The organism is Bacteroidetes bacterium SB0662_bin_6 (assembly GCA_009839485.1).
In the GTDB taxonomy this organism is placed as follows: Bacteria; Bacteroidota; Rhodothermia; order Rhodothermales; family VXPQ01; genus VXPQ01.
This window is the reverse complement of record VXPQ01000018.1, coordinates 1-19,758: the sequence shown is the minus strand read 5'-3', so window position 1 is coordinate 19,758 and position 19,758 is coordinate 1. Positions and strand designations below refer to the sequence as shown.

The 19,758-nt window shown below is 59.3% G+C and carries 15 protein-coding genes, 2 tRNA genes and 1 pseudogene; 3 read left to right on the top strand and 15 right to left on the bottom strand.

Annotated elements, in window-relative coordinates; genetic code table 11:
- Nucleotides 1-208: 208 nt before the first annotated feature.
- Nucleotides 209-691, bottom strand: a complete 483-nt coding sequence (locus F4Y00_02525; protein MYE03834.1) for a hypothetical protein — start codon at nucleotides 689-691, stop codon at nucleotides 209-211.
- Nucleotides 692-984: 293 nt separating this feature from the next.
- Here F4Y00_02525 and sppA point away from each other — a divergent pair, with 293 nt between their 5' ends.
- Complete coding sequence (gene sppA, locus F4Y00_02520) at nucleotides 985-2,787, top strand: signal peptide peptidase SppA (GenBank protein MYE03833.1); 1,803 nt, start codon at nucleotides 985-987, stop codon at nucleotides 2,785-2,787.
- A 96-nt stretch (nucleotides 2,788-2,883) separates the two neighbouring features.
- On the opposite strand, the gene F4Y00_02515 is transcribed toward sppA, so the two are convergent.
- Nucleotides 2,884-4,335 carry a DUF4105 domain-containing protein gene (locus F4Y00_02515; GenBank protein MYE03832.1) on the bottom strand — a complete coding sequence of 484 codons (1,452 nt, stop codon included), beginning with the start codon at nucleotides 4,333-4,335 and terminating at the stop codon, nucleotides 2,884-2,886.
- Between F4Y00_02515 and nth the strand changes: the two genes are divergently transcribed.
- Both nth and F4Y00_02505 read left to right on the top strand, forming a co-directional pair.
- Entirely contained in the window at nucleotides 4,283-5,122 is an 840-nt protein-coding gene (nth, locus tag F4Y00_02510) for an endonuclease III (GenBank protein ID MYE03831.1), read from the top strand. The genes F4Y00_02515 and nth overlap by 53 nt on opposite strands.
- 20 nt (nucleotides 5,123-5,142) lie before the next feature.
- Nucleotides 5,143-6,672 carry a 2,3-bisphosphoglycerate-independent phosphoglycerate mutase gene (locus F4Y00_02505; protein ID MYE03830.1) on the top strand — a complete coding sequence of 510 codons (1,530 nt, stop codon included), beginning with the start codon at nucleotides 5,143-5,145 and terminating at the stop codon, nucleotides 6,670-6,672.
- A 9-nt stretch (nucleotides 6,673-6,681) separates the two neighbouring features.
- On the opposite strand, the gene F4Y00_02500 is transcribed toward F4Y00_02505, so the two are convergent.
- The 13 genes and pseudogenes from F4Y00_02500 to F4Y00_02440 form a co-directional block, all read right to left on the bottom strand.
- Nucleotides 6,682-7,668 (bottom strand): ABC transporter permease, encoded by a 987-nt coding sequence (locus tag F4Y00_02500; GenBank protein ID MYE03829.1) that lies wholly within the window; start codon nucleotides 7,666-7,668, stop codon nucleotides 6,682-6,684.
- Nucleotides 7,665-9,167 carry a sugar ABC transporter ATP-binding protein gene (locus F4Y00_02495; protein MYE03828.1) on the bottom strand — a complete coding sequence of 501 codons (1,503 nt, stop codon included), beginning with the start codon at nucleotides 9,165-9,167 and terminating at the stop codon, nucleotides 7,665-7,667. Before F4Y00_02495 ends, F4Y00_02500 begins: the two co-directional genes overlap by 4 nt.
- Nucleotides 9,168-9,186: 19 nt before the next feature.
- The gene (locus F4Y00_02490; GenBank protein MYE03827.1) at nucleotides 9,187-10,434 is read right to left on the bottom strand and encodes an ABC transporter substrate-binding protein; all 1,248 of its coding nucleotides are present in this window, start codon (nucleotides 10,432-10,434) and stop codon (nucleotides 9,187-9,189) included.
- Nucleotides 10,287-11,459, bottom strand: coding sequence for a PQQ-dependent sugar dehydrogenase (locus F4Y00_02485; GenBank protein ID MYE03826.1), 1,173 nt, complete (start codon nucleotides 11,457-11,459; stop codon nucleotides 10,287-10,289). The genes F4Y00_02490 and F4Y00_02485 overlap by 148 nt, the downstream gene beginning before the upstream one ends.
- Before the next feature lie 654 nt (nucleotides 11,460-12,113).
- Nucleotides 12,114-13,271 (bottom strand): annotated as a pseudogene (locus F4Y00_02480) (PQQ-dependent sugar dehydrogenase).
- Nucleotides 13,272-13,286: 15 nt separating this feature from the next.
- Nucleotides 13,287-14,390: a Gfo/Idh/MocA family oxidoreductase gene (locus F4Y00_02475; GenBank protein MYE03825.1), complete on the bottom strand. Its 1,104-nt coding sequence runs from the start codon at nucleotides 14,388-14,390 to the stop codon at nucleotides 13,287-13,289.
- Complete coding sequence (locus F4Y00_02470) at nucleotides 14,387-15,256, bottom strand: phytanoyl-CoA dioxygenase family protein (GenBank protein ID MYE03824.1); 870 nt, start codon at nucleotides 15,254-15,256, stop codon at nucleotides 14,387-14,389. The genes F4Y00_02475 and F4Y00_02470 overlap by 4 nt, the downstream gene beginning before the upstream one ends.
- 42 nt (nucleotides 15,257-15,298) lie before the next feature.
- Nucleotides 15,299-15,374, bottom strand: a tRNA-Glu gene (locus tag F4Y00_02465).
- A 14-nt stretch (nucleotides 15,375-15,388) separates the two neighbouring features.
- A tRNA-His gene (locus F4Y00_02460) sits at nucleotides 15,389-15,462 on the bottom strand.
- 8 nt (nucleotides 15,463-15,470) lie between these two features.
- The gene (locus tag F4Y00_02455; GenBank protein MYE03823.1) at nucleotides 15,471-17,912 is read right to left on the bottom strand and encodes a regulator; all 2,442 of its coding nucleotides are present in this window, start codon (nucleotides 17,910-17,912) and stop codon (nucleotides 15,471-15,473) included.
- Nucleotides 17,909-18,373 (bottom strand): 6,7-dimethyl-8-ribityllumazine synthase, encoded by a 465-nt coding sequence (locus tag F4Y00_02450; protein MYE03822.1) that lies wholly within the window; start codon nucleotides 18,371-18,373, stop codon nucleotides 17,909-17,911. Before F4Y00_02450 ends, F4Y00_02455 begins: the two co-directional genes overlap by 4 nt.
- 94 nt (nucleotides 18,374-18,467) lie before the next feature.
- On the bottom strand, nucleotides 18,468-19,313 hold the full coding sequence (locus F4Y00_02445; GenBank protein ID MYE03821.1) for a PHP domain-containing protein: 846 nt from the start codon (nucleotides 19,311-19,313) through the stop codon (nucleotides 18,468-18,470).
- A gap of 34 nt (nucleotides 19,314-19,347) precedes the next feature.
- Entirely contained in the window at nucleotides 19,348-19,572 is a 225-nt protein-coding gene (locus F4Y00_02440) for a TM2 domain-containing protein (protein ID MYE03820.1), read from the bottom strand.
- Between the last annotated feature and the right edge of the window lie 186 nt (nucleotides 19,573-19,758).

Sequence of the window (19,758 nt, the reverse complement as noted above, 5' to 3'; positions counted from 1 at the left end):
TGTTCTGGTTCAAGGCGTATTGCGACCGCTTTTTTCAGGGTTCTCTTGCTTGGACACAAAGCATATAGGAACGCAAAAGGGAAAAGGATGTTTGCGAAGCCCTGATTTGGGATGGGCGGACAGACAGCAGTCAGAATACACTGCACAGCGGGCGACAGAGAAAAGCGGGCAATGGATAGTGGGTGGCGCCAGGCGATCAACCCGACAATTACCCGGAAACGCCCCACACCATGGTTGCGCCAATGTGACCGGCCCAGGCAACCAGCGCCGCCGCAGCAAGCACCAGAAAACCCGCTCCGAGGCGGTACGAAAGACGATCCGGGTTCATGCCCGCAAAACGGCTGCCTTCGAATTGGCCCGCGCGTCCCATCCAGGTCAGTAATCCCAACGCCCCGGAGGCCAGAATGGCTGCGATCAGCGCATACAACGCCATCTGTTCGTGGAGGCCTACCAATTCGTCCACGATAGGAACGCCTTCCGCCTGCTCCTGCATGGAATCGCCCGTAAACCAAGCGAAAAGGGCGCCCGCCATGCCCAGCGTGGTGAGCAACCATGTGACGCGGCGCCAAAAGGGAGCGCCCCACCCCATCCAGACAAGCGCCGCCAGCGCCGCCGCGGCCAGGAGTGCTATGGGAAAGTGGACGGCAAGCGGATGCAGTTCCGGGATATGGTATCGGAAAACGGTATCCATAATTCACGCAGAATACAAAGTGCTCTTTCCATCCGCAATCGGACAGAACGGAAACACGGTCCGGCAGGATAAGGAGTAGCGGTGGCGGGCCTGATTGATCGCAGATATTTCAAAAACTCCTATTTCCGGGACCTGTACCGGTCGAAGACATTTCAAAAACTCCTATACGGAATAAACCGGCATCTTTCGACGCTACCGGGCATAAATGGGTATAAAACAACCCGCGCCGTCGTATTTTTCGGAAATATTCCTGTCCCCATTCTTTCCTGACCCTGTCATTCTTCCGATTCGCTATGCGCTTCCTTTCCAACATGGCTGCCGCCGCACTGGGCATGCTGGTCGCCAGCGGCCTGCTCTTCGTGATCGGCATGTTCTTTCTGCTCGCCGTTTCGACGATGTCCGGCACCACGCCGAGTGTCCGCACCGGCACGGTGCTCACATTCGATCTTACCGGTTCCATCCCCGAAACCTCCTCCACGAATCCGATAGATCAGCTCGTCGGCAACCAATCGAATTACAACCTGATGGATATCACGGATGCGATCGACAAAGCGGCCGGCGACGAACGTATCGACGCCCTGTGGATCCGGGTCAAGGGATTTTCGGGGCTGAGCGCCAGCTCACAAGAGGTGCGTAAGGCTCTGCTGCGATTCCGGGAAAGCGGCAAACCGATTTTCGCTTCGAGCAACGATTACATGATGTCCGAATCGACCTACTATCTGGTGTCCGCCGCCGACAGCGTCTTCGCCTCGCAGGAAGCCATGTTCGAATTCAATGGCTTTTCGATGAAGACGTACTTCTATACCGGGCTGTATGAAAAACTCGATGTCGAGCCGCAAATCGTCCGGGCAGGCACGTTCAAATCCGCCGTCGAGCCGTACATGCGCCGGGACCTCTCGCCTGAAAACGAAGAGCAGCTTACCGCACTGCTGAACTCCTACAACGAGACGTTTCTGAATGCGGTAGCCGAAAGCCGGGGTACCACTTTCGAAGCGCTCGACGAACTCGTAAACCGGAAAGCTATCTTCTCGGCGAAGGAGGCCCATGAGGCCGGACTGCTCGACGGACTGCTCTACCACGACGAGGTCGTGGAACTCATCAAGCAACGCCTTGGCCATGACGCGGAGGAGGACCTGCAAACGATGTCGCTCGGATCGTATGCATCGACTCCGAATTCCGAAGCGGGCCTTTCAACAAACAGCGAGGGCGAAATAGCCGTCGTGTACGCCGAGGGGGTGATCCTGAACGGGAAAAGCATTCCGGGCAATCCCTTCAGTGGAACCGTCCTCGGATCGGAAAGCTTCGCGCGCGACATGCGTGAAGCGAGGGAAAGCGACTTCGTGAAGGCCGTGGTCGTGCGTATCAATTCTCCCGGCGGATCCGCGTCGGCGTCCGAGACCATGTGGCAGGCTATTCATCGTACGGCAGAAGAAAAACCGGTGGTTATCTCCATGGGCAATGTGGCGGCTTCGGGAGGCTACTGGATCGCGACGGCGGGCGAAACCATCCTGGCCGATCCGATCACCGTGACCGGCTCCATCGGCGTCTTCGCGATGTTCCTCAATCTTGGGAACACGTTCGAAAACAAACTGGGCATCACGACGGACGGCGTGCAAACGAGTCCGTATGCGGACATGCTGTCCGGGGTCCGGCCGTTCAGTCCCCGGGAACGGGAAATGATGCAGGTCTGGGTGGACGATCTGTACGATGCGTTCATCGACCTCGTGGCGACGAATCGCGGGCTGGACGAGGCCGCGGTGCGGGAGATTGCAGAGGGCCGCGTGTGGTCCGGCGAGGATGCGCTGGATATTGGTCTGGTGGATTCGCTGGGTACGTTGAAAGACGCGATTGCGGTCGCGGCTGGAAAAACGGAACTGGGCGAAGGCCCCTGGCGGTTGCGCATTCTGCCGCGTCCGAAAACGCCTTTCGAGGCGTTCAACGATCTGCTGCTCGTCAAAAGCAGGGCGGCATGGTTGCAATGGACCCGATCTCCCGCCGAGCGGGAACTGATGGAACATGCCCGCGCTCTGGCCACGCACGCCCGCGACGCCGGTACGGTACAGGCGAAAATGCCCGTTGAGATAGAGGTGTGGTAGGGAGTAGGCGCCTGAGTAGCCCGAATGACCTCGGAGAATTCTGCTCGCAATGGATCTGTTGCCAGCGGATCTGTTGCCAACGGATCCGTTGCAGCATTACCCCTTCCTGCCGCGCTGTAAGCCGCCGGCGAGTTCCGGCAACGCAATCCCTCCCCCCCGTACCGCCGCAAGCAGCGCTACCGGAAGGAATACGGAAGAAAACGGCTGCGCCACAAACGGGGACACCAGGACCGAAATCCCTATCGCTGCCGCAGCTGCAGCGAGGTATACCGCGATAGCGCGGGACGGCGCAGGGCGGACAAGAAGTATTCCTGCCGCCAGCACATGCGTGGGCCATGCCCAAAAGAGATGACGGTTCGCGTTGGTGACGTCGTGGTGCGAAACGAACCAGAGATAGGCGATCAGCAGACCTGTCACCCCTATCGCCAGAAAAAGCGGTACATCGAGCGCCCGTATCACGCCGGGGCGTCGAAGCGTCAGCGCCAGGCCTCCGGCAAAAAGCAGCCATGCTGCCACCGCCTCCCAAGGGAAAGACGCTCTTTCCGTATCATATCCGTCTATCCACAACAGCGTATCGGTGCGAACGACAAGCGGACGGGTATCCTCTCCCGCCCCTATGCGCGCCCGGTCGAAGGCATGCATGAGATCTTCGGGCAGAAACATGATCTCGCGCCCGTCCGCGGGCCGGTCCACGGGAGCGCCGAGCAGCACATCGACCCCTGCATCCAGAAAAGGAACCGCGCGCTGATACGGCTCGATAAGTTCGCGGAAGGTTTGGGCGTCGTCCGGAAGCTCCGCGGCATGCAGGGTTTCATCCCCAAGCGCCGCTTCCAGCACATCCCGGATGCGCGTACTGCAATTGTCGAACAGGAAATGGTAGCGGTACCGCCGGTTTTCCGGGCGCATGTTGATGGCAAGCAGGTCCACGAGGCGTCGCTGCTGAGAAGGCGTGAGATCGAGTATCTGCTCGATGATGGGACGCCCCTGGGCACGGTACGCCCGGCGGACCGCCTCGAAGCGCTGCATGGAAAGAGTATAGTCGAGATTGCCATGCAGGAATTTGAGCACGAAATTACCGGTCTCGAAATCGAACGTGCCATAGTTGTAGGTAAAATCAAGGCCATACAGCGGGTCCGTAATGCGCAGGGCGCTATGCCCCCAGAGCGAGTATATCTCGGAGCCGGGCAGAATCGTCAGGAGCGACACATGCATGCCCTGTTCGCCGGTTTCTTCCTGCAAGGTATCCGGGGAGGCAGCGATAGGCGCCGCCCCGCGCGCATCGGCGCCGGGCGCGGGCTCCTGGAAAGCCCGGACAGGAAACGCCGCCGCAAAGGCGACCGCAAGCCATAAAATTCCGGCGAAGTGTGGCATCCGGCTGAAAGGACAGGTATGTTTCCGCGCATGGAAAGGAAATACGCCCGGCGAACGCCGATACGATCTTGCGGGCAGGTTGTTTTCCTGCCGGATGTTTTTAGGACGTCTCTGTAACCGATTCATGAACCGCACCGAACGCGCCAATCGTGTCCTATCCGGACTGCGCAAAGTCATTGCGCGGCCCGAAACGGAATTGTCGCACGAGAATCCTTACGAACTCATTGTGGCCGTCATCCTTTCGGCTCAGTGTACGGATGCGCGTGTTAATATGGTAACGCCCACCCTGTTCGAAGCCTTCCCGGACGTGCGCCGCATGGCCGAAGCCGAACCCGAAGAAGTGTTTCCCGTGATTCAGTCCATTTCGTTTCCGAACAACAAGGCGAAGCATCTCGTGGCGATGGCCCGCCGCGTCGTGGAAGCCTACGATGGGCACATTCCAAACACCGTGGGCGAATTGATGACCCTGCAAGGGGTGGGCCGCAAGACGGCGCAAGTGGTGGCTTCCGTGGCGTTCGACCGGGCCGCGCTGCCTGTCGATACGCATGTGTTTCGGGTGGCCAACCGGATCGGGCTCGTACATAACGCGGATACGCCGCTGAAGGTCGAGCAGGGCCTGAAGCGGATCATCCCCGAATCGGTCTGGGGCGAGGCCCATCACCTGCTCATTCTCCACGGCCGATACACCTGTACGGCCCGCGCCCCATCCTGCGATACATGCGCGGTTTCGGACGCGTGCCGTTACTTCGAGGAAACAAGCCGGCTTCCCGGACCGCTGGACGGCCTGGATCCCGCGCGCGGGAAATACTATTGCAAGACGCGGCGCCGCTACTTCGACAAGCCCGATCTGCAAACGGATCGCTACGGAACCGAGCAGTTGTGCTGCCCGCATTGCGGCTCTATGAACGTATTTTACAGTAAGACAGGGGCTACAGCCCGGAAAGTCAGGGATTTCAGGGTATAAACAACAGGGTATACAACAAAGTGGATCACAGGAAGCGCCACATACTGGTTATTCTGGATGGCTACGGCATTGCCGAGGACACCTCGGTGAGCGCTATCGACCATGCCCGGAAACCGTTCCTTGACGAGCTTTTCGCCGCATGGCCTCATGCCCGTCTCGAAGCATCAGGTAGGCCGGTGGGTCTACCTGACGGGCAGATGGGAAACTCTGAAGTGGGTCACATGAATCTCGGGGCGGGCCGGGTGGTCTACCAGGAAATTACGCGCATCGACAAGGCGATCGAGGACGGCGATTTCTTCGAAAACGAGGCCTTGCTTGCAGCCGTGCGCCATGCCGCCGAAAGGGATTCGCGGCTGCATCTTATGGGGCTGTTTTCGGATGGCGGCGTGCATTCCTCCCTGGGCCATCTGTATGCCTTGCTGCGCCTTGCCGCGCAACAGGGATTGACCGGAGACCGGGTGTGCGTCCATGCCTTTACGGACGGCCGCGACACCGACCCGCACGGCGGCCTCGGGTACGCGCGTGATTTCGAGGAAAACGCGCGGGAAATCGGCGCGGGCCGGATCGCATCGGTCGTGGGGCGCTACTATGCAATGGACCGCGACCGGCGCTGGGAACGGATCAAACAGGCATACGACCTGCTTGTGCATGGAGAGGGCAAGGCATTCGCCGACGCTGCATCGGCCCTGCAGGCCAGCTACCAGGATGGGGTCACGGATGAATTCGTGGAAGTTTCGCTGATTCAGAGCGATGGGCCGCCTTCCCGCGTGCAAAGTGGCGATGCCGTCATTTTCTACAATTTCCGGGGCGACCGGGCCCGGCAAATGACCCGCGCCTTCACCGATCCGGAATTCGACGGCTTCGACCGGGCGCCGCTTTCGGACCTGTGCTTTACCCTGTTCTCGCCCTACGACGAAACCTTCGACCTGCCGGTCGCTTTTCCGAAAGTGAATCTGCGCCGTACGCTTGGCGAAGTCATTGCGGCGCAGGGAGGAGCCCAGTTGCGCATTGCGGAAACGGAGAAATACGCGCACGTCACCTATTTCTTCAGTGGAGGGCGCGAAGAAACCTTCGAGGGAGAAGACCGGATTCTGGTGCCTTCCCCGAAGGTGGCTACCTACGATCTGCAACCGGAAATGAGTGCCGCTGGAATAGCCCGCCGGGCCGCCGAGGCGCTCGCCGAAGAGAAGTACAACTTCGTGTGCCTGAATTTCGCCAATCCGGATATGGTCGGTCACACGGGGGATTTCGAGGCGGCGGTCAAAGCGGTCGAGGCGGTGGACGCCGCGGCGCGGGTGGTCATCGAAGCAGCGATCGCGCACGGCTATTCGGTGAGTGTCATCGCCGATCACGGGAACGCCGACCGGATGCGGAACCCGGACGGCAGCCCGCATACGGCGCACACGACGGCGCTCGTGCCCCATCTTATCGTCCGGGAGGGATTCGACGGCCCCATCCGCGACGGCAAACTCGGCGACGTGGCCCCCACCATCCTTGCCATCCTCGGCGAACCGATACCCGAGGAAATGACGGGAGAAGTGCTGGTGTAGGCGGCTACCTTACCCCGCGGCCCGCAACCGGTGTTTCTGCTGGTCGACCAGTACGGCTCCGACAATGATGGTGCCGATAATGATCTCCTGCACGTAATTCGGCAAGCCCAGCATGTTGCTTCCGTTGCGCAGGACAGCCATGATAAGCGCCCCGAAAATGGACCCCACTACGCTTCCTTCCCCGCCGCTCAGGGAACCGCCCCCGATGACCACGGCGGCAATGATATCCAGTTCCAGCCCCACGGCGGTCGTCGGGTCCCCGACCGTGAGGTAGCTGTACTGCATGACGCCGGCAATGCCGGTCAACAGGCCGCCCAGCGCGTAGATCACGATCTTCATGCGATCCACCTTGATGCCGCAGAGGCGGGCCGTCTGCTCGTTGGACCCGATAGCGAAGGTATACCGCCCCAGGACGGTATACTTCAACAGGACCGCCGAAACGAAAAGCAACACAAGCGTAAGCCACACCCCGGGCCCGAAGATGAGCCACGACGGCGAGGGGTCGATCAACATGAGGTTCGTCAGCCAGTTGGACGGCGTGGCGACGGTCTGTTCCTTGCCGATCCACTTGGCCAGGCCGCGCACGATCTGCATCGTTCCCAGCGTGACGATGAAGGGCACGATGCGGAATTTCGTGATGATGAACCCGTTGAAGGCGCCCACTCCCGTGCAGGCCAGCACGCCGGCGGCCAGCGCCAGCAACGGGTAGAAAAGCCCCGGATCGCTCGCGGGCAGGTTAAGCACCGTAGCCACGATAACCGTCGTCAGAGCAATCTGCGAACCAACGCTCAGATCGATGCCCTCCGAAACGATAATGAACGTGGTGCCGTACGCCGCAATCCCGATGATAACGCTCTGCGTCAGGATTGTCTTGATATTATAGAACGACGTGAAGGCGGACGGCGTCAGGATGGTGAACAACACGAATACGAAGATCAGCCCGAGAAAGGGACCGAGCTCCGACAACATGGCCTTGTAATCCCGTTTCTTCGTCATGCGTCGTGTCCGGATGTGGCGAATTGCATAATACGGTGTTCCGTCCATTCATGGATAGGGCGCACGGTCGAGAGCCGCCCCTTGTGCATGACCCCCAGCGTGTCGCATACGCCCAGCAGTTCGGGCAGGTACGAACTGATCATCACGATGGCCTTGCCCTGCTCGGCAAGACGGTGGACGAGCTTGTATATCTCGGCCTTGCTGCCGATATCGATACCCCGGGTCGGTTCGTCCAGGAAAAGAATATCATTGTCCTGCTGCAGAAGGCGCGCCAGACACACTTTCTGCTGGTTTCCGCCCGAAAGTTCGTCGGCCCGCTGCTCGATGGAGCCGGTTCGGATGCGCAGGACATCAATCCAGTGCGCTCCGTCGCGGCGTTCCCTGGCCAGTTGCAGAAACCCGGCCCGGCTGTAGCGCCGCAGATCGGATAAGGTCAGATTGAAAACCAGGGACAGATTGAGCGCCAGCCCCTCCTCCTTCCGGTTTTCGCTCAAAAGGTCCAACCCCTGATCGAGCGCAGCCCGCGGAGTCATCCAGGCAACGCGCAGCGCATCATGGCCCCTGATGGACAGCGTGCCGTCCCTGGCCGGCTCCAGCCCGAAAAGCGTCCGCACCATCTCGGAACGCCCGGCGCCCACCAACCCGGAAATACCCATGATTTCCCCGCGATGCAGCGTAAAGTGAACCCCGTCGGGAAGTCCCTGCCTCCCCTGCAAATCGGAGACATCCAGCAGCGGATCGCCGATCTCGTGGTGGCTGGAGGGAAAAAGTTCATCCACCGACCGCCCCACCATATCTTCTATAATGCGGGGGATGGACGTGTCGGCGACCCGTCCGGTGGAAATCATTTCTCCGTCGCGCAGCACGGTGTAGCAATCGCACACCTCCTGCACTTCTTCGAGGAAATGGCTGATGTAAATGACAGCGAGTCCCTGCTCTTTCATCCGGCCAATGGCCTCGAACAACGCTTGCGTGTCATCGGCAGCCAGGGAACTCGTGGGTTCGTCCATGACCACGATACGGGCATCGAAGAGCAGCGCCCGGGCAATTTCGACCAGTTGCTTCTTGCCTATGCTCAGATCGCTTACCCTGACATCGGGCGCAATCCCCTGCTGTCCAAGATCTCTCAGGACCTGTTCTACTTCACGAGTGCGGGGGCGAATCCATCCGCGGCGCGCATGTTCGGCGCCCAGAGTCACATTCTCCTCGACAGTCAGATGCGGCGCCAGCACGAGTTCCTGGTAAATCATGCTGATGCCGGCATCGCGCCCGTCCAGCGGATTGGCCGGCGCATACGGCTCGCCGTACAAGGTCATGCTTCCCGCATCGGGCTGGTATGCGCCGCTCAGTATCTTCATGAGCGTGCTTTTCCCGGCGCCGTTCTCGCCTACCAGCGCATGCACTTCGCCCGCCCGTACGTTCAGGTCCACGCCCCGGAGCGCATGCACAGGGCCGAACGATTTTCGGATGCCCTCAAGGCGAAGCACGGGAGATGACATGGAGCACGCCGGAAGGCGGTTAGTTGCCGAGCCAGCGTTCAAAGTCGGGATGCAGCAACTCCTGAATGTCGGCGTCGTCTATGTTGTAGGGAGTCACAAGAATGGTGCGCGTATCCATCCGTTCCGGGATGGTTTCCCCCTGCACAATGGACACCGCGGCCTTAACGCCTTCGTACCCCATGCCTACAGGGTCCTGCACCACCAGTCCGTGCAACTTCCCGTCCCGCATGGCGTCCAGCAGGATCTGGTTGACATCGAACCCTACCAGCATCACCTCGCCTGCGCGCCCCGACGTTTCCAGTGCGCGCAGCATACCTTGCGTGGCGGATTCGTTGGGAGTAAAGATGGCGTCGATTTCCGGGAAGCGGTTGAGAATATTCTGGGAGACCTGAAGCGCCTTGGCCATTGTGGCGCCCGCATACATGTTATCGATAAGCAACTCGGCGTCCGGGGCATACTCGTTCAGTGCGTCGAGGAAGCCGCGCTCCCGGTTCGTGGTGCTTGCGGACCCTTCCTGATAACGCAACAGCACCACTTTACCTTCCCCGCCGATCGCTTCGGCAAGATACTGCCCGCCTATCCTGCCCCCTTCGTAGTTGTTCGAAGCAATGAAACTGGATTGGGCTTCCGATTCCAGTCCGGAATCAATGACGACCACCGGAATGCCCCGGGCGACGGCGGCCTCTACCGGACGCGCCATGCTGCGGGAATCGAGAGGCGCCAGCACAATAGCATCCACGCCCCGGCTGATCAAGTTTTGGACCACCTGAATCTGCAATTGGCGATCGTCTTCCTTCTGCGGTCCCTGCCAGATCACATCCACGCCGAATTCGACAGCCGCTTTCTCTGCGCCGGCATGGATGGCCTTCCAGAACTCATGGGTGGTGCCCTTGGGCACGACAGCAATTTCGAGAGATGATGTCGCACCGTCTTCCCCCGACCCTTCGGAAGAAGAGCCGCAGCCCCAAACGATGGGGATCAGCGCAAGAAGAGCAATTCGACGAAGCGTGTGCGATACGGGGAAAAGGCGATAGGAAGTCACGGCGTTGGCCCTCAAGGATACATGCCCTGCATAATACGCATGCCCGGCTCGGCGGGCAACATGCGTACAGGTGCAACTTACGGATCGGGAGATTGCTCCGTGAACCGGTATATCCTGCCGTTGAAAGCCAGTGCGTACAGTTCCTGCTGCGCATCGACTCCAAAGGACGAGATAGCAAGGCTGGTGTTCATAATCTCCTCTACCTCCGCCTCGGCGCCGTCCCATGCAAGCGCCCAGATGCGCCCCGTTCCATAGTCGGCGAACACATACCGGCCCGCCAGCGAGGGCGCCAGATCTCCGTGGTACACGAAACCGCCCGTGATCGAAATACCGAAATCGTGCGAGTATTCCCACACGGGAGGCTCCAGCCCTTCCTGGTCACAGCCCGTACTCGGCTCATAACAGTGCATCCCCTCAATGATGTCCCATCCGTAATTCTTCCCCGCCTCAATGATGTGCACTTCCTCATACCGGTGCTGCCCGACATCGGCAGCCCACAAACGGCCGGTCGGCAGGTCGAAACTGATCCGCCAGGGATTGCGCAGCCCATACGCATAAATCTCCTCGCGATAGCCCTCCGTGTTGCCCGCAAAGGGATTGTCCGGAGGAATCGCGTACGGCGACTCCCCATCCACATCGATGCGCAGGATGGCCCCCAGCAAGGTAGTGGGGTCCTGGCTGTTGTCTTGCGGATCTCCGGCGCTGCCGCCGTCCCCGAGGGTTACATAGAGATATCCATCACCGGGGCCGAACACGATCTGCCCCGCATTATGATTGCCGTACGGCTGGGCTACCTCGAGAATGACCGTCTCGCTTCCCGGCAGCGCGCGATCGGGATCATTCGGGTCCACGCTGTAACGGGCCACCACGGTCCGCCGGGGATCGGAAGCGGTGTAATCCACGAAGAAATAGCCGTTCGTGGCGAACTCCGGGTGAAATGCAAGACCCAGCAATCCCTCTTCGTTGCCCTGGTCGCGAACCCGGTCCTTTATATCGAGAAAGGTGTCAGCGGAACCGATATCGGAGCGATTATCGAAAACCTTGATGACCCCCGCCTGCTCGACCACGAAGATACGGCCGGAGCCGTCCCCCGGTATCTGGAAATCCACAGGACGGGTGAAACGGAGCGCCGGAAACGGCTCCTCAAGCTGTAGTTCGCCTTCTTCTGGTACAGGTTCCGGATCCGCGAACTCACCCAGGCCACATGCGGAAGCGCCAAGAAACAGCAAGACAAGGCAGCAGATCGGCATCCTGGAGCACAAAACGAAAGAATGGACGGAGTTATGTAGAGACATTTTCAGGGTCGAGGCCATGGGATACTCTGATTAAGTCCGCAAAGCTCAGAGGCTGAAAGGGGTGCGCTGGCAAGGAATGACGAAGCAGTGTGGCAGGCCCCACATAATGAGGAATGACGCGGCCAGCGTGCCCCTCTCTGCCTCCCGAAGGGCGCTTCACGCACAAACGTGAAGCGCTGAGCGAAGTGGTCTTGATCAGAGTATCCCAATGTATGGACCGGACAACTGCACAGACCTTGAAGGTACGCAGAATTTCGGCTACAAGGAGACTTTTCACCCCGGAACCGGGACACCGATTCACTTGACCAGCGTCATGGTGCGTGCAATGACTTTCTCCCCGACCCGTAAACGGTACACGTATGAACCGCTTGGCACATCGTCGCCGTCGAAACGCACTGCGTGATGCCCTGCGGGTTCCACCGTATCGACAAGCACCGCCACTTCGTGCCCGAGCAAATCGTACACCGCGAGACGCACCTTGCCTGATCGTGGCAATGCATACCGTATGGTCGTCTCCGGATTGAACGGATTCGGATAGTTGCCCAGAAGCACTGCCTCGGCAGGCAACTCCTCGCTTTCCGCGCTCGTACCCGGAAGAGACATTTCCGCAAACCGGTATATCCTGCCGTCGAAAGCCAGTGCGTACAGTTCCTGCTGCTCATCAACCCCAAAAGACGAGATGGCAAGGCTGGTGTCCATAATCTCCTCCACCTGTGCGGTGGCGCCGTCCCAGGCAAGCGCCCAGATACGACCCGTTCCGTAGTCGGCGAACACATACCGGCCCTCCAGCGAGGAAACCAACGTGCCCCGGTATACGAAACCGCCCGTGATCGAAATGCCGAGATCGTGCGAGTATTCCCATACAGGCAATGTCAGCCCTGTCCGATCACAACCCGTAGCCGGCTCATAACAATGCAGCCCCTCCATGATATCCCATCCGTAATTCGCCCCTTTCTCGATAATGTTCACTTCCTCGTACAGGTTCTGCCCGACATCGGCAGCCCACAAACGGCCGGTCGACGGGTCGAAACTGATCCGCCAGGGGTTGCGCAGGCCATACGCATAAATCTCCTCGCGATAGCCCTCCGTGTTGCCCGCAAAAGGATTGTCCGAGGGAATGGCGTACGGCGAACCTCCGTCTACATCGATGCGCAGAATGGAACCCAGCAAGGTGGCGGGGTTTTCGCCGTGTTCTTGCGGATCGCCGCCGCTGCCGCCATCGCCCATGGTTACATACAGATACCCGTCGGGGCCGAACACGATTTGCCCCGCATTATGATTGCTGTACGGCTGGGCTACTTCGAGAATGACCGCCTCGCTTCCCGGCAGCGCGCGATCGGGATCGTTCGGATCCACACTGTAACGAGCCACCACGGTCCGCCGGGGATTGGACGCCGTATAATCCACGAAGAAATATCCGTTCGCGGCGAATGCCGGGTGAAACGCAAGACCCAGCAGCCCCTCTTCGTTGCCCTGATCGCGAACCCGGCCCCTTATATCCAGAAAAACTTTGGTGGAGGCGGTACCGGGACTGTTATCGAAAACCTTTATGACCCCGGCCTGCTCGACCACGAAGATCCGATCGGAACCGTCGCCCGGCGCCTGAAAATCCACGGGGCGGGTGAAGCGGAGGGCCGGAAACGGCTCCTCAAGCTGTAATGCGCTATCCCCAGTCGATGACTCGACCGCCTGATCTTGCCCATGCACAGGCGCAGCAAGGAGCAGCAGAAGAAAAAAACAGACAGGCAGTCTGAAGCACCCCCTCATCATCGTAACCCTCCCCTACTCCAACACCACCGTTCGGCCCGTACGGGCGGACTCGCGGGCGGCGTCGAGAATGCGCACCACGGTTACATTGTTCTCCAGGGAAGAAAGGTCGGTGCCGGAAACCTGTACCTCGCCGCGCACCACGGCGGCCAGATAGCTGAACGGATCGTCGAGCGGAGCGGGCCGCGGCTCCAGACGATGTACGCGCTCCCCGGCGTCGCCTTCCCGCCGGATGCGCAATTCCGTCCCGTGCGGCGCAAAAAGATACCCCGTTCGACCGTAGACATGCATATCCTTGCGGTTGAACGGCCAGTTCCAGGAGGCCTGAATGATCGCCTGCGCATGCGGCCAGGTCAACAGGATCGTGGCCTCGTCGTCCACCTGCGGGTAGATGTCCGGCTTGATCTGTTGCGTCACGGCGGTTACCGTCCGGGGCGGTTCGCCCCCCATCAACCAGGTCGCAAGGTTGGCCCCGTAGCACCCGAAATCGATAAGCGCCCCGCCGCCGTTATACGCCGGATCGGTGAGCCATTCCAGAAATTCTGCGCTCACTCCAATCTCCGCGGGCCCCTGATGTCCGTCCCGAATGACCATTTTCCGAACAGGGCCCAACGCGCTGTCCGCAATAGCTTCCTGCGCCGCGTACATGGAAGGATACCAGCTCGTTTCGTAGTTGGTGATCACATGAATGTCGTGCTGCTCGGCCAGGGCGCGCATGCGAAGCGCGTCCTCCATGGCGAACGCCAGCGGCTTCTCCACCATGACATGGACGCCGCGCGGCGCCGCTGCCTCCACCACCTCTACATGCTCGGCAATGGAACCGAAAGCCGCAACAGCTTCTGGAGCCGCCTCGTCGAGCATGTCCTCCAGGTCCGTAAAGAAAAGGCCCGGGTCCAGATCGTATCGCTCAATGAATCGCTCCCGCAACGCGGCGTTTGGCTCGTACGCGCCGACAATTTCGATGTCCGTCTTGTCGGGGCGATTGAATACCCAGGACACATGGTCTTGCGTAAGGCGGGCAAGGGCGAGCCGCAGCGGGGCGGCCTCCTGACCATAGGCAGGAGCAAACGAAATAAACGCCGCAAGCGCGACGAGCAATGCGGATACGATGCGTTTCATGGGTTGGAAGGATCGTACAAAAGGGGAAAGAATTGGCCGTCCAGCGCCTTGCCTTTACCAATAGTCGGGACGCCGTCGAGAAGCGGCTCGTCGGTAGCAGAGTGCACTCCGTCCCGAACTACATTGATGACCATGGCGCGCCGAGGGCGAGCCGTCCGGTTCGCATGGGAACCATGCACCATCAGGGGATGATGAAAGGTCGCCTCCCCGGCCTTGAGTTCTATCGAAACAGGATTGAACGCTTCCTTCTGCTCCTCGGTCAGGACTTGAAAAATAGCTTCCATGTCGTTCGCCAGCCCCGTGATCGGAAGCAGTTCCCATTCGTGGCTCCCCGGAATGTAGCAGATGCATCCGTTATCAACCGTGGCGTCGTCGAGGCCGATCCAGCAGGTGAGATGCGACAGGGGCTGTGTGCGGGTCCAATACGAATAATCCTGATGCCATGCCACCACCCCGCCATGTCGGGCGGGTTTGCAAAAAAGCTGGTCGTGCCAGAACCGGACCGGACCGGCAAGAAGCTGGGCCGCCGGTACGGTAAACGCCGGATTCCACAAGGCGTCATGAAATCCCGGGCGAATCCGCCAGGCGCCAAGGGCATGAAACAACACGTTGTCCGGGTCACCGGACTCGTTGGTATGGTATTCGTGCCAGAGCTCATGCCCCTCGTGACCCGGGTCGAAAAACTCCTGTAATTCTGCCCGAAGCGCTTCGATCTGTTCGTCATTAAGAAGACTAATTCCGGACACATACCCCTTCTCGCTAAAAACGGCGACCTGCTCGGCGGTCAGGCGGTGCGTCTCCGGATCCATGCCGGAAAACAGGTCGCTTACGACCGTGTGCAAGCGGGACAGATCATTAAACGACATGGCAAAAACCTTTAGGGCCTGTTACCACTATGCAGCGTGACGTGGTACCGCGTACGGGATTTGAACCCGTGTTACCGGCGTGAAAGGCCGGCGTCCTGGACCCCTAGACGAACGCGGCATATATTCATGCGGGGTGACCGATGGGAATTGAACCCACGACCTCCAGGGCCACAACCTGGCGCTCTAACCGACTGAGCTACGGTCACCATATGTATCAGCGAATCACGGCCATTTTTCCGTAAGCCGTCCCTTCGCCGCTCTCGCCAACAGCAATGACGAGATACATACCCGACGGAACCATACGGCCCTGCATATCCCGGCCATCCCACCTGACCCGCCCTCCTCGCGTTTGCAAACGCGCCACCACTTCCCCGGTGAGCGTGACGACCCGCAGTGCAGTGGCCTCTACAAGTCCCTCTATGAAGACCGACACGGCGGCATCCGACTCCATATAAACCGGGTTCGGATAAACCTTGATCTCCCCAACCTGTTCCACAGGCGCAATGGCGCCCCCTTCATAACTCATCAAACCCTGATCGGTAGCCAGATATACTCTGCCTGATATCGGGTCGATGGCAAGAGCAACCACCGTGTCCGAAAAAAGCGGCGAATTATCGGCGGAGAAACGTTCAACCACCTCATAGCCCCCTTCGGCCTGGCGTATGACCGTGACCCCTTCGTTCGTCGCCACCCATAATCGACCCGCCGGATCTACCGCCAGGTCGTTCACGAAAATACCGTTCAGCACATACGTCCCCTCCGCACGATCCGCGAACTGCGGCCAAACAGGCACGGCATTGGCGTCTTCAGCCACGACCCCGTTGTTGATCACGAAAGCAAGTCCCTTGTCCGTACCTATCCACACAATACCGTCCCGACCCTCGACGACGGAAGTCACCGTCGTACCCGGCAGGCCCTGCCCGAGCCCCCCCTCCTCATTGAAGAACCGGCAGGTATCGTCATTAATCGAGGCAGGAGTTTCATTCACGTCCAGGACAAGCAGCCCAAGCACTCGTCTCAGATTCGCGAGATCGATCACGATGATCCATTGCTGGTCGAACGTATCGATATAGATGCGATCAAAAGCCGCGCGGACTGTGGAGAAACCCCCGCACTGTATACGGGGAATGGCCGTCCATGTCTCGCTCTCCGGCTCGTAGAAGTGTATCGGCGCAATAGAGGCCGGGTTCGTGACCCATACCCTGCCATCCTGGTCGTCGGCGATACCGCCCACAATGATATAATTGTCCGTGCCGGCAGCCGGCAGTAAAGACGAATTGCCGGCGTCCCAGGGGCGTATCGTCCCGGAAGCCGACACCTCCGCCAAACTGTTCCCGGAGGAACCTATCCAGGCATGTCCGCGAGCATCCACATGCAGGCGATCGTACGTGGTAAACAATTCGGGAAATACCCGGCGCACATAATTCGTCCAATCGCCGTCGGCGGCGAAGCGATAAAAGCCGCTCTCGTTATCCCGAAAACCAATCACCCAGAGATTCCCGTCGCCATCCACCTGCAGGTCCGAAAACAGGTTGTCGCGCGGTCCGTCAGGATACACTTCGGACAGAATGACCTCTGCGGTCCGGTCGGAAATCTCCGGGGGCGCCATGGCGATCAGGCCGCCCTGAGTATCGCCGATCCATACATTTCCGTCCGGACCTGTAACAAGGCTCACCGGATCCTGATACGTTTCCATGGATATCTTGCGACCCTGTTCGCCGGATACGACAAACGGAGCGAATCGCCCTACTCCCACCATCCGATCCGAAAGAACTTCCATATCCCGAATGCCATGGGTGGTTACTCCGAGCGGAACATAGACGCCGCTGTCCGACCGGCGCGTCAGGTCCCGGGTGGTCCCGGCATATATCGCGCCTTCAAACCAGGCGATCGCTCGCAACTCCCTGACCGGAAGCCCCGCTGCCTCAACCGTCCATTCGGCAGGATCGCTCAGGTTGAAGGATTGCAGGGATGCGTACGCCACTCCTGCGTTCGTAGCCAGCCAGATGGCCGGCTCGCCATCCTGCCCCGGGGCGAAGGTCAGATCAAACACTTCCGTACCTGCCACAAGCGAGCCCAGCTTGCTGTACGTATCGCGCACCTCGTTCCGGACCGGGTCGAAAACAACGACCCCAAACGATGTCGCTGCAAACACGGAATCCCCGCGCACTACAACCTTGTTGATCTGCCGCGACGAAAACTGCTCAGCGCGCGCAATGTCGAAATACGCTTTTACGACGCCTGTCTCCGGGTCCAGCCGGTCCAGTACGCCGTCCTGATAGCCGATCCAAATGACATTATTCAGGGGATCTACAGTAATGGCCTGTACTTCCACACCGTGGAGGCCTTCGCTGGGACTATACGTCGAAAACGCTCCGGATCTGACTTCATAACGGAATACGCCCCCAGTTGTGGCGGCCCACACCGCTTCGCCATGCGATGCCACGTCCGTAACTTGCCGAAAAGATGTGTGCGCCTGCCAGCGGTGATCCTGTGCAGACGCGGAACCGGCCAGAAGTGCCGCCAGGCAAAAAGAGAAAAAGCAACGCATGTCGAACTCCCGAACAGGAAACAGGAAACCAAACAGGACACACTGCCGCGCGAAAAGCCGGCCTGTTTGAACGCAATAATCGGTAAAATGGCGGCGCAAGGTCATCGCCGCTCGATTTTGCGCAACAGGTTGACCATTTCAATCGCCGCAACAGCAGCGTCGGTACCCTTGTTTCCCTTGTTCCCTCCGGATCGTGCAAGCGCCTGTTCGGCCGTATCCGTCGTAAGCACACCGAAAATAATCGGCAGGCCCATTTCGAGCGCGATTCTCGCCGTACCATCCGACGCCGCATGACATACGACGTCAAAATGGGGCGTTTCACCGCGAATGACGGCCCCAATACAAATAATCGCATCATACGATCCGGTTCCTGCCAATTTCCGGGCAACGAGTGGAATCTCCACGGCTCCGGGGCACCACGCTACGGTAATCTGATCCATATCCGCTCCGTGGGCTTCAAGCGCCTCGAGCGCTCCCGCGAGCAGGCGCTCCGTAACCGGTTCGTTGAAACGGCTGACGACTACGCCGAAGCGGGCCTTCCCGGCATCATGCGAACCTGTAAGGATTTCGGGCACGGCTTTTCTCGAAAAAAGGAAGTGTCAACGTCTGCAGGCGAGTGCGCGGCAATCGCCATCCTGCATGGGAAGGGGAATGTTAATGTTACGCCGCCACCCGGCGCATCGACTCCAACCGATCGTACGGAACGCTGTACCGAAGCAAATTCCGTGCTTCGTCCTTGTGCAACCCATGATAATCCGATCCTCCTGTCTGAATGAGCCCAAGTTTTTCGGCAAGATATTCATACTCGAATGTCATGACGCGCGTATGACAAGGATGCACGGTCTCGATCCCGTCCAGCCCAAGCTCCACGAGCCTGGTGATCATGTCGACCTGTATGCCCAGCCCCGGATGCGCAAGGACGGCTACCCCGCCTGCGGCGTGCAACAAGGCAATGCCCTCCCGGGCCGTAAACGGCGGCTTCGGCACATACGCCGGACCCTCATCATGCAAATAACGTCTGAACGCCTCTCTGTACGACGTCACATGGCCTGCATCCGCAAGCGCCTGCGCCACATGAGGACGCCCCACCGATCCATTACCTGCCCGGTTCAATACGTCCGCGGGATCGAGCGGCGCGCCCAGTGCATTCAGGCGATCAAGTATCGCAAACATGCGATCTTTCCGCTGCTTCTGCAACGTGGCGAATTGCTCGTTCAGCCGCTCATTCGCCGGATCGAAACAATACCCCAGCACATGCATCCTCATACGACCCATGCTGACGCTGAGTTCAACGCCGGGAATCAATTCGATTCCCAGTCGATCCGCCACGGGACGGGCTTCCTGCCACGCCGCGATCGTGTCGTGATCCGTAATGGCCAGGCCGCGCAATCCGCATGCCTGCAGCTTTTGCACCAGTTCGGCAGGAGTGCATTTCCCGTCGGAACAGGTGGTATGTGTGTGCAAATCGACCTGCATGGCCCGGAATGAGAATTGACCTACCGGCATTGTGAGGCGGTCACAATGCGGATTACTGCCCCATTCAGGTCATTTTAATCCATGCACCGTCCGCATCGGAAAATTTCCCGCAGATAATCAGGATCAAATCAACCAGTGTCCAGACACCCAGTCCTCCAAGGGTAAAAAGCATCAGGAGACCGGTACCGACCTTGCCCACATAAAAACGATGAACCCCAAACGTGCCCAGCAAGAAGCACAACAAAATCGTAGGCACAAAGCCCTTGTCACTGATATCGAAGTAGTCCATATGTACTATGTGAGTTTTTGTCCAGGATAACAGACGACTTTGCCACTTCCATCTTTATACGAACCGGCAACCAGCATAATAGTGATGTATGCCGGCTATGCCGGAAGGATCCTTCCGCCCATGCGCATGGTTTAGGGCCTGTTACCACTATGCAGCAATGCTCTGTTCCGTCAGGCACGGCGTCAA

Coding starts and splice junctions, on each gene's coding strand:
- F4Y00_02525 (MYE03834.1), bottom strand. CDS start 691: ATGGATACCGTTTTCCGATACCATATCCCGGAACTGCATCCGCTTGCC.
- sppA (MYE03833.1), top strand. CDS start 985: ATGCGCTTCCTTTCCAACATGGCTGCCGCCGCACTGGGCATGCTGGTC.
- nth (MYE03831.1), top strand. CDS start 4,283: ATGAACCGCACCGAACGCGCCAATCGTGTCCTATCCGGACTGCGCAAA.
- F4Y00_02515 (MYE03832.1), bottom strand. CDS start 4,335: ATGACTTTGCGCAGTCCGGATAGGACACGATTGGCGCGTTCGGTGCGG.
- F4Y00_02500 (MYE03829.1), bottom strand. CDS start 7,668: ATGACGAAGAAACGGGATTACAAGGCCATGTTGTCGGAGCTCGGTCCC.
- F4Y00_02495 (MYE03828.1), bottom strand. CDS start 9,167: ATGTCATCTCCCGTGCTTCGCCTTGAGGGCATCCGAAAATCGTTCGGC.
- F4Y00_02490 (MYE03827.1), bottom strand. CDS start 10,434: ATGGGACGGCGCCGAGGCGGAGGTAGAGGAGATTATGAACACCAGCCT.
- F4Y00_02485 (MYE03826.1), bottom strand. CDS start 11,459: ATGCCGATCTGCTGCCTTGTCTTGCTGTTTCTTGGCGCTTCCGCATGT.
- F4Y00_02475 (MYE03825.1), bottom strand. CDS start 14,390: ATGAAACGCATCGTATCCGCATTGCTCGTCGCGCTTGCGGCGTTTATT.
- F4Y00_02470 (MYE03824.1), bottom strand. CDS start 15,256: ATGTCGTTTAATGATCTGTCCCGCTTGCACACGGTCGTAAGCGACCTG.
- F4Y00_02455 (MYE03823.1), bottom strand. CDS start 17,912: ATGACCTTGCGCCGCCATTTTACCGATTATTGCGTTCAAACAGGCCGG.
- F4Y00_02445 (MYE03821.1), bottom strand. CDS start 19,313: ATGCCGGTAGGTCAATTCTCATTCCGGGCCATGCAGGTCGATTTGCAC.
- F4Y00_02440 (MYE03820.1), bottom strand. CDS start 19,572: ATGGACTACTTCGATATCAGTGACAAGGGCTTTGTGCCTACGATTTTG.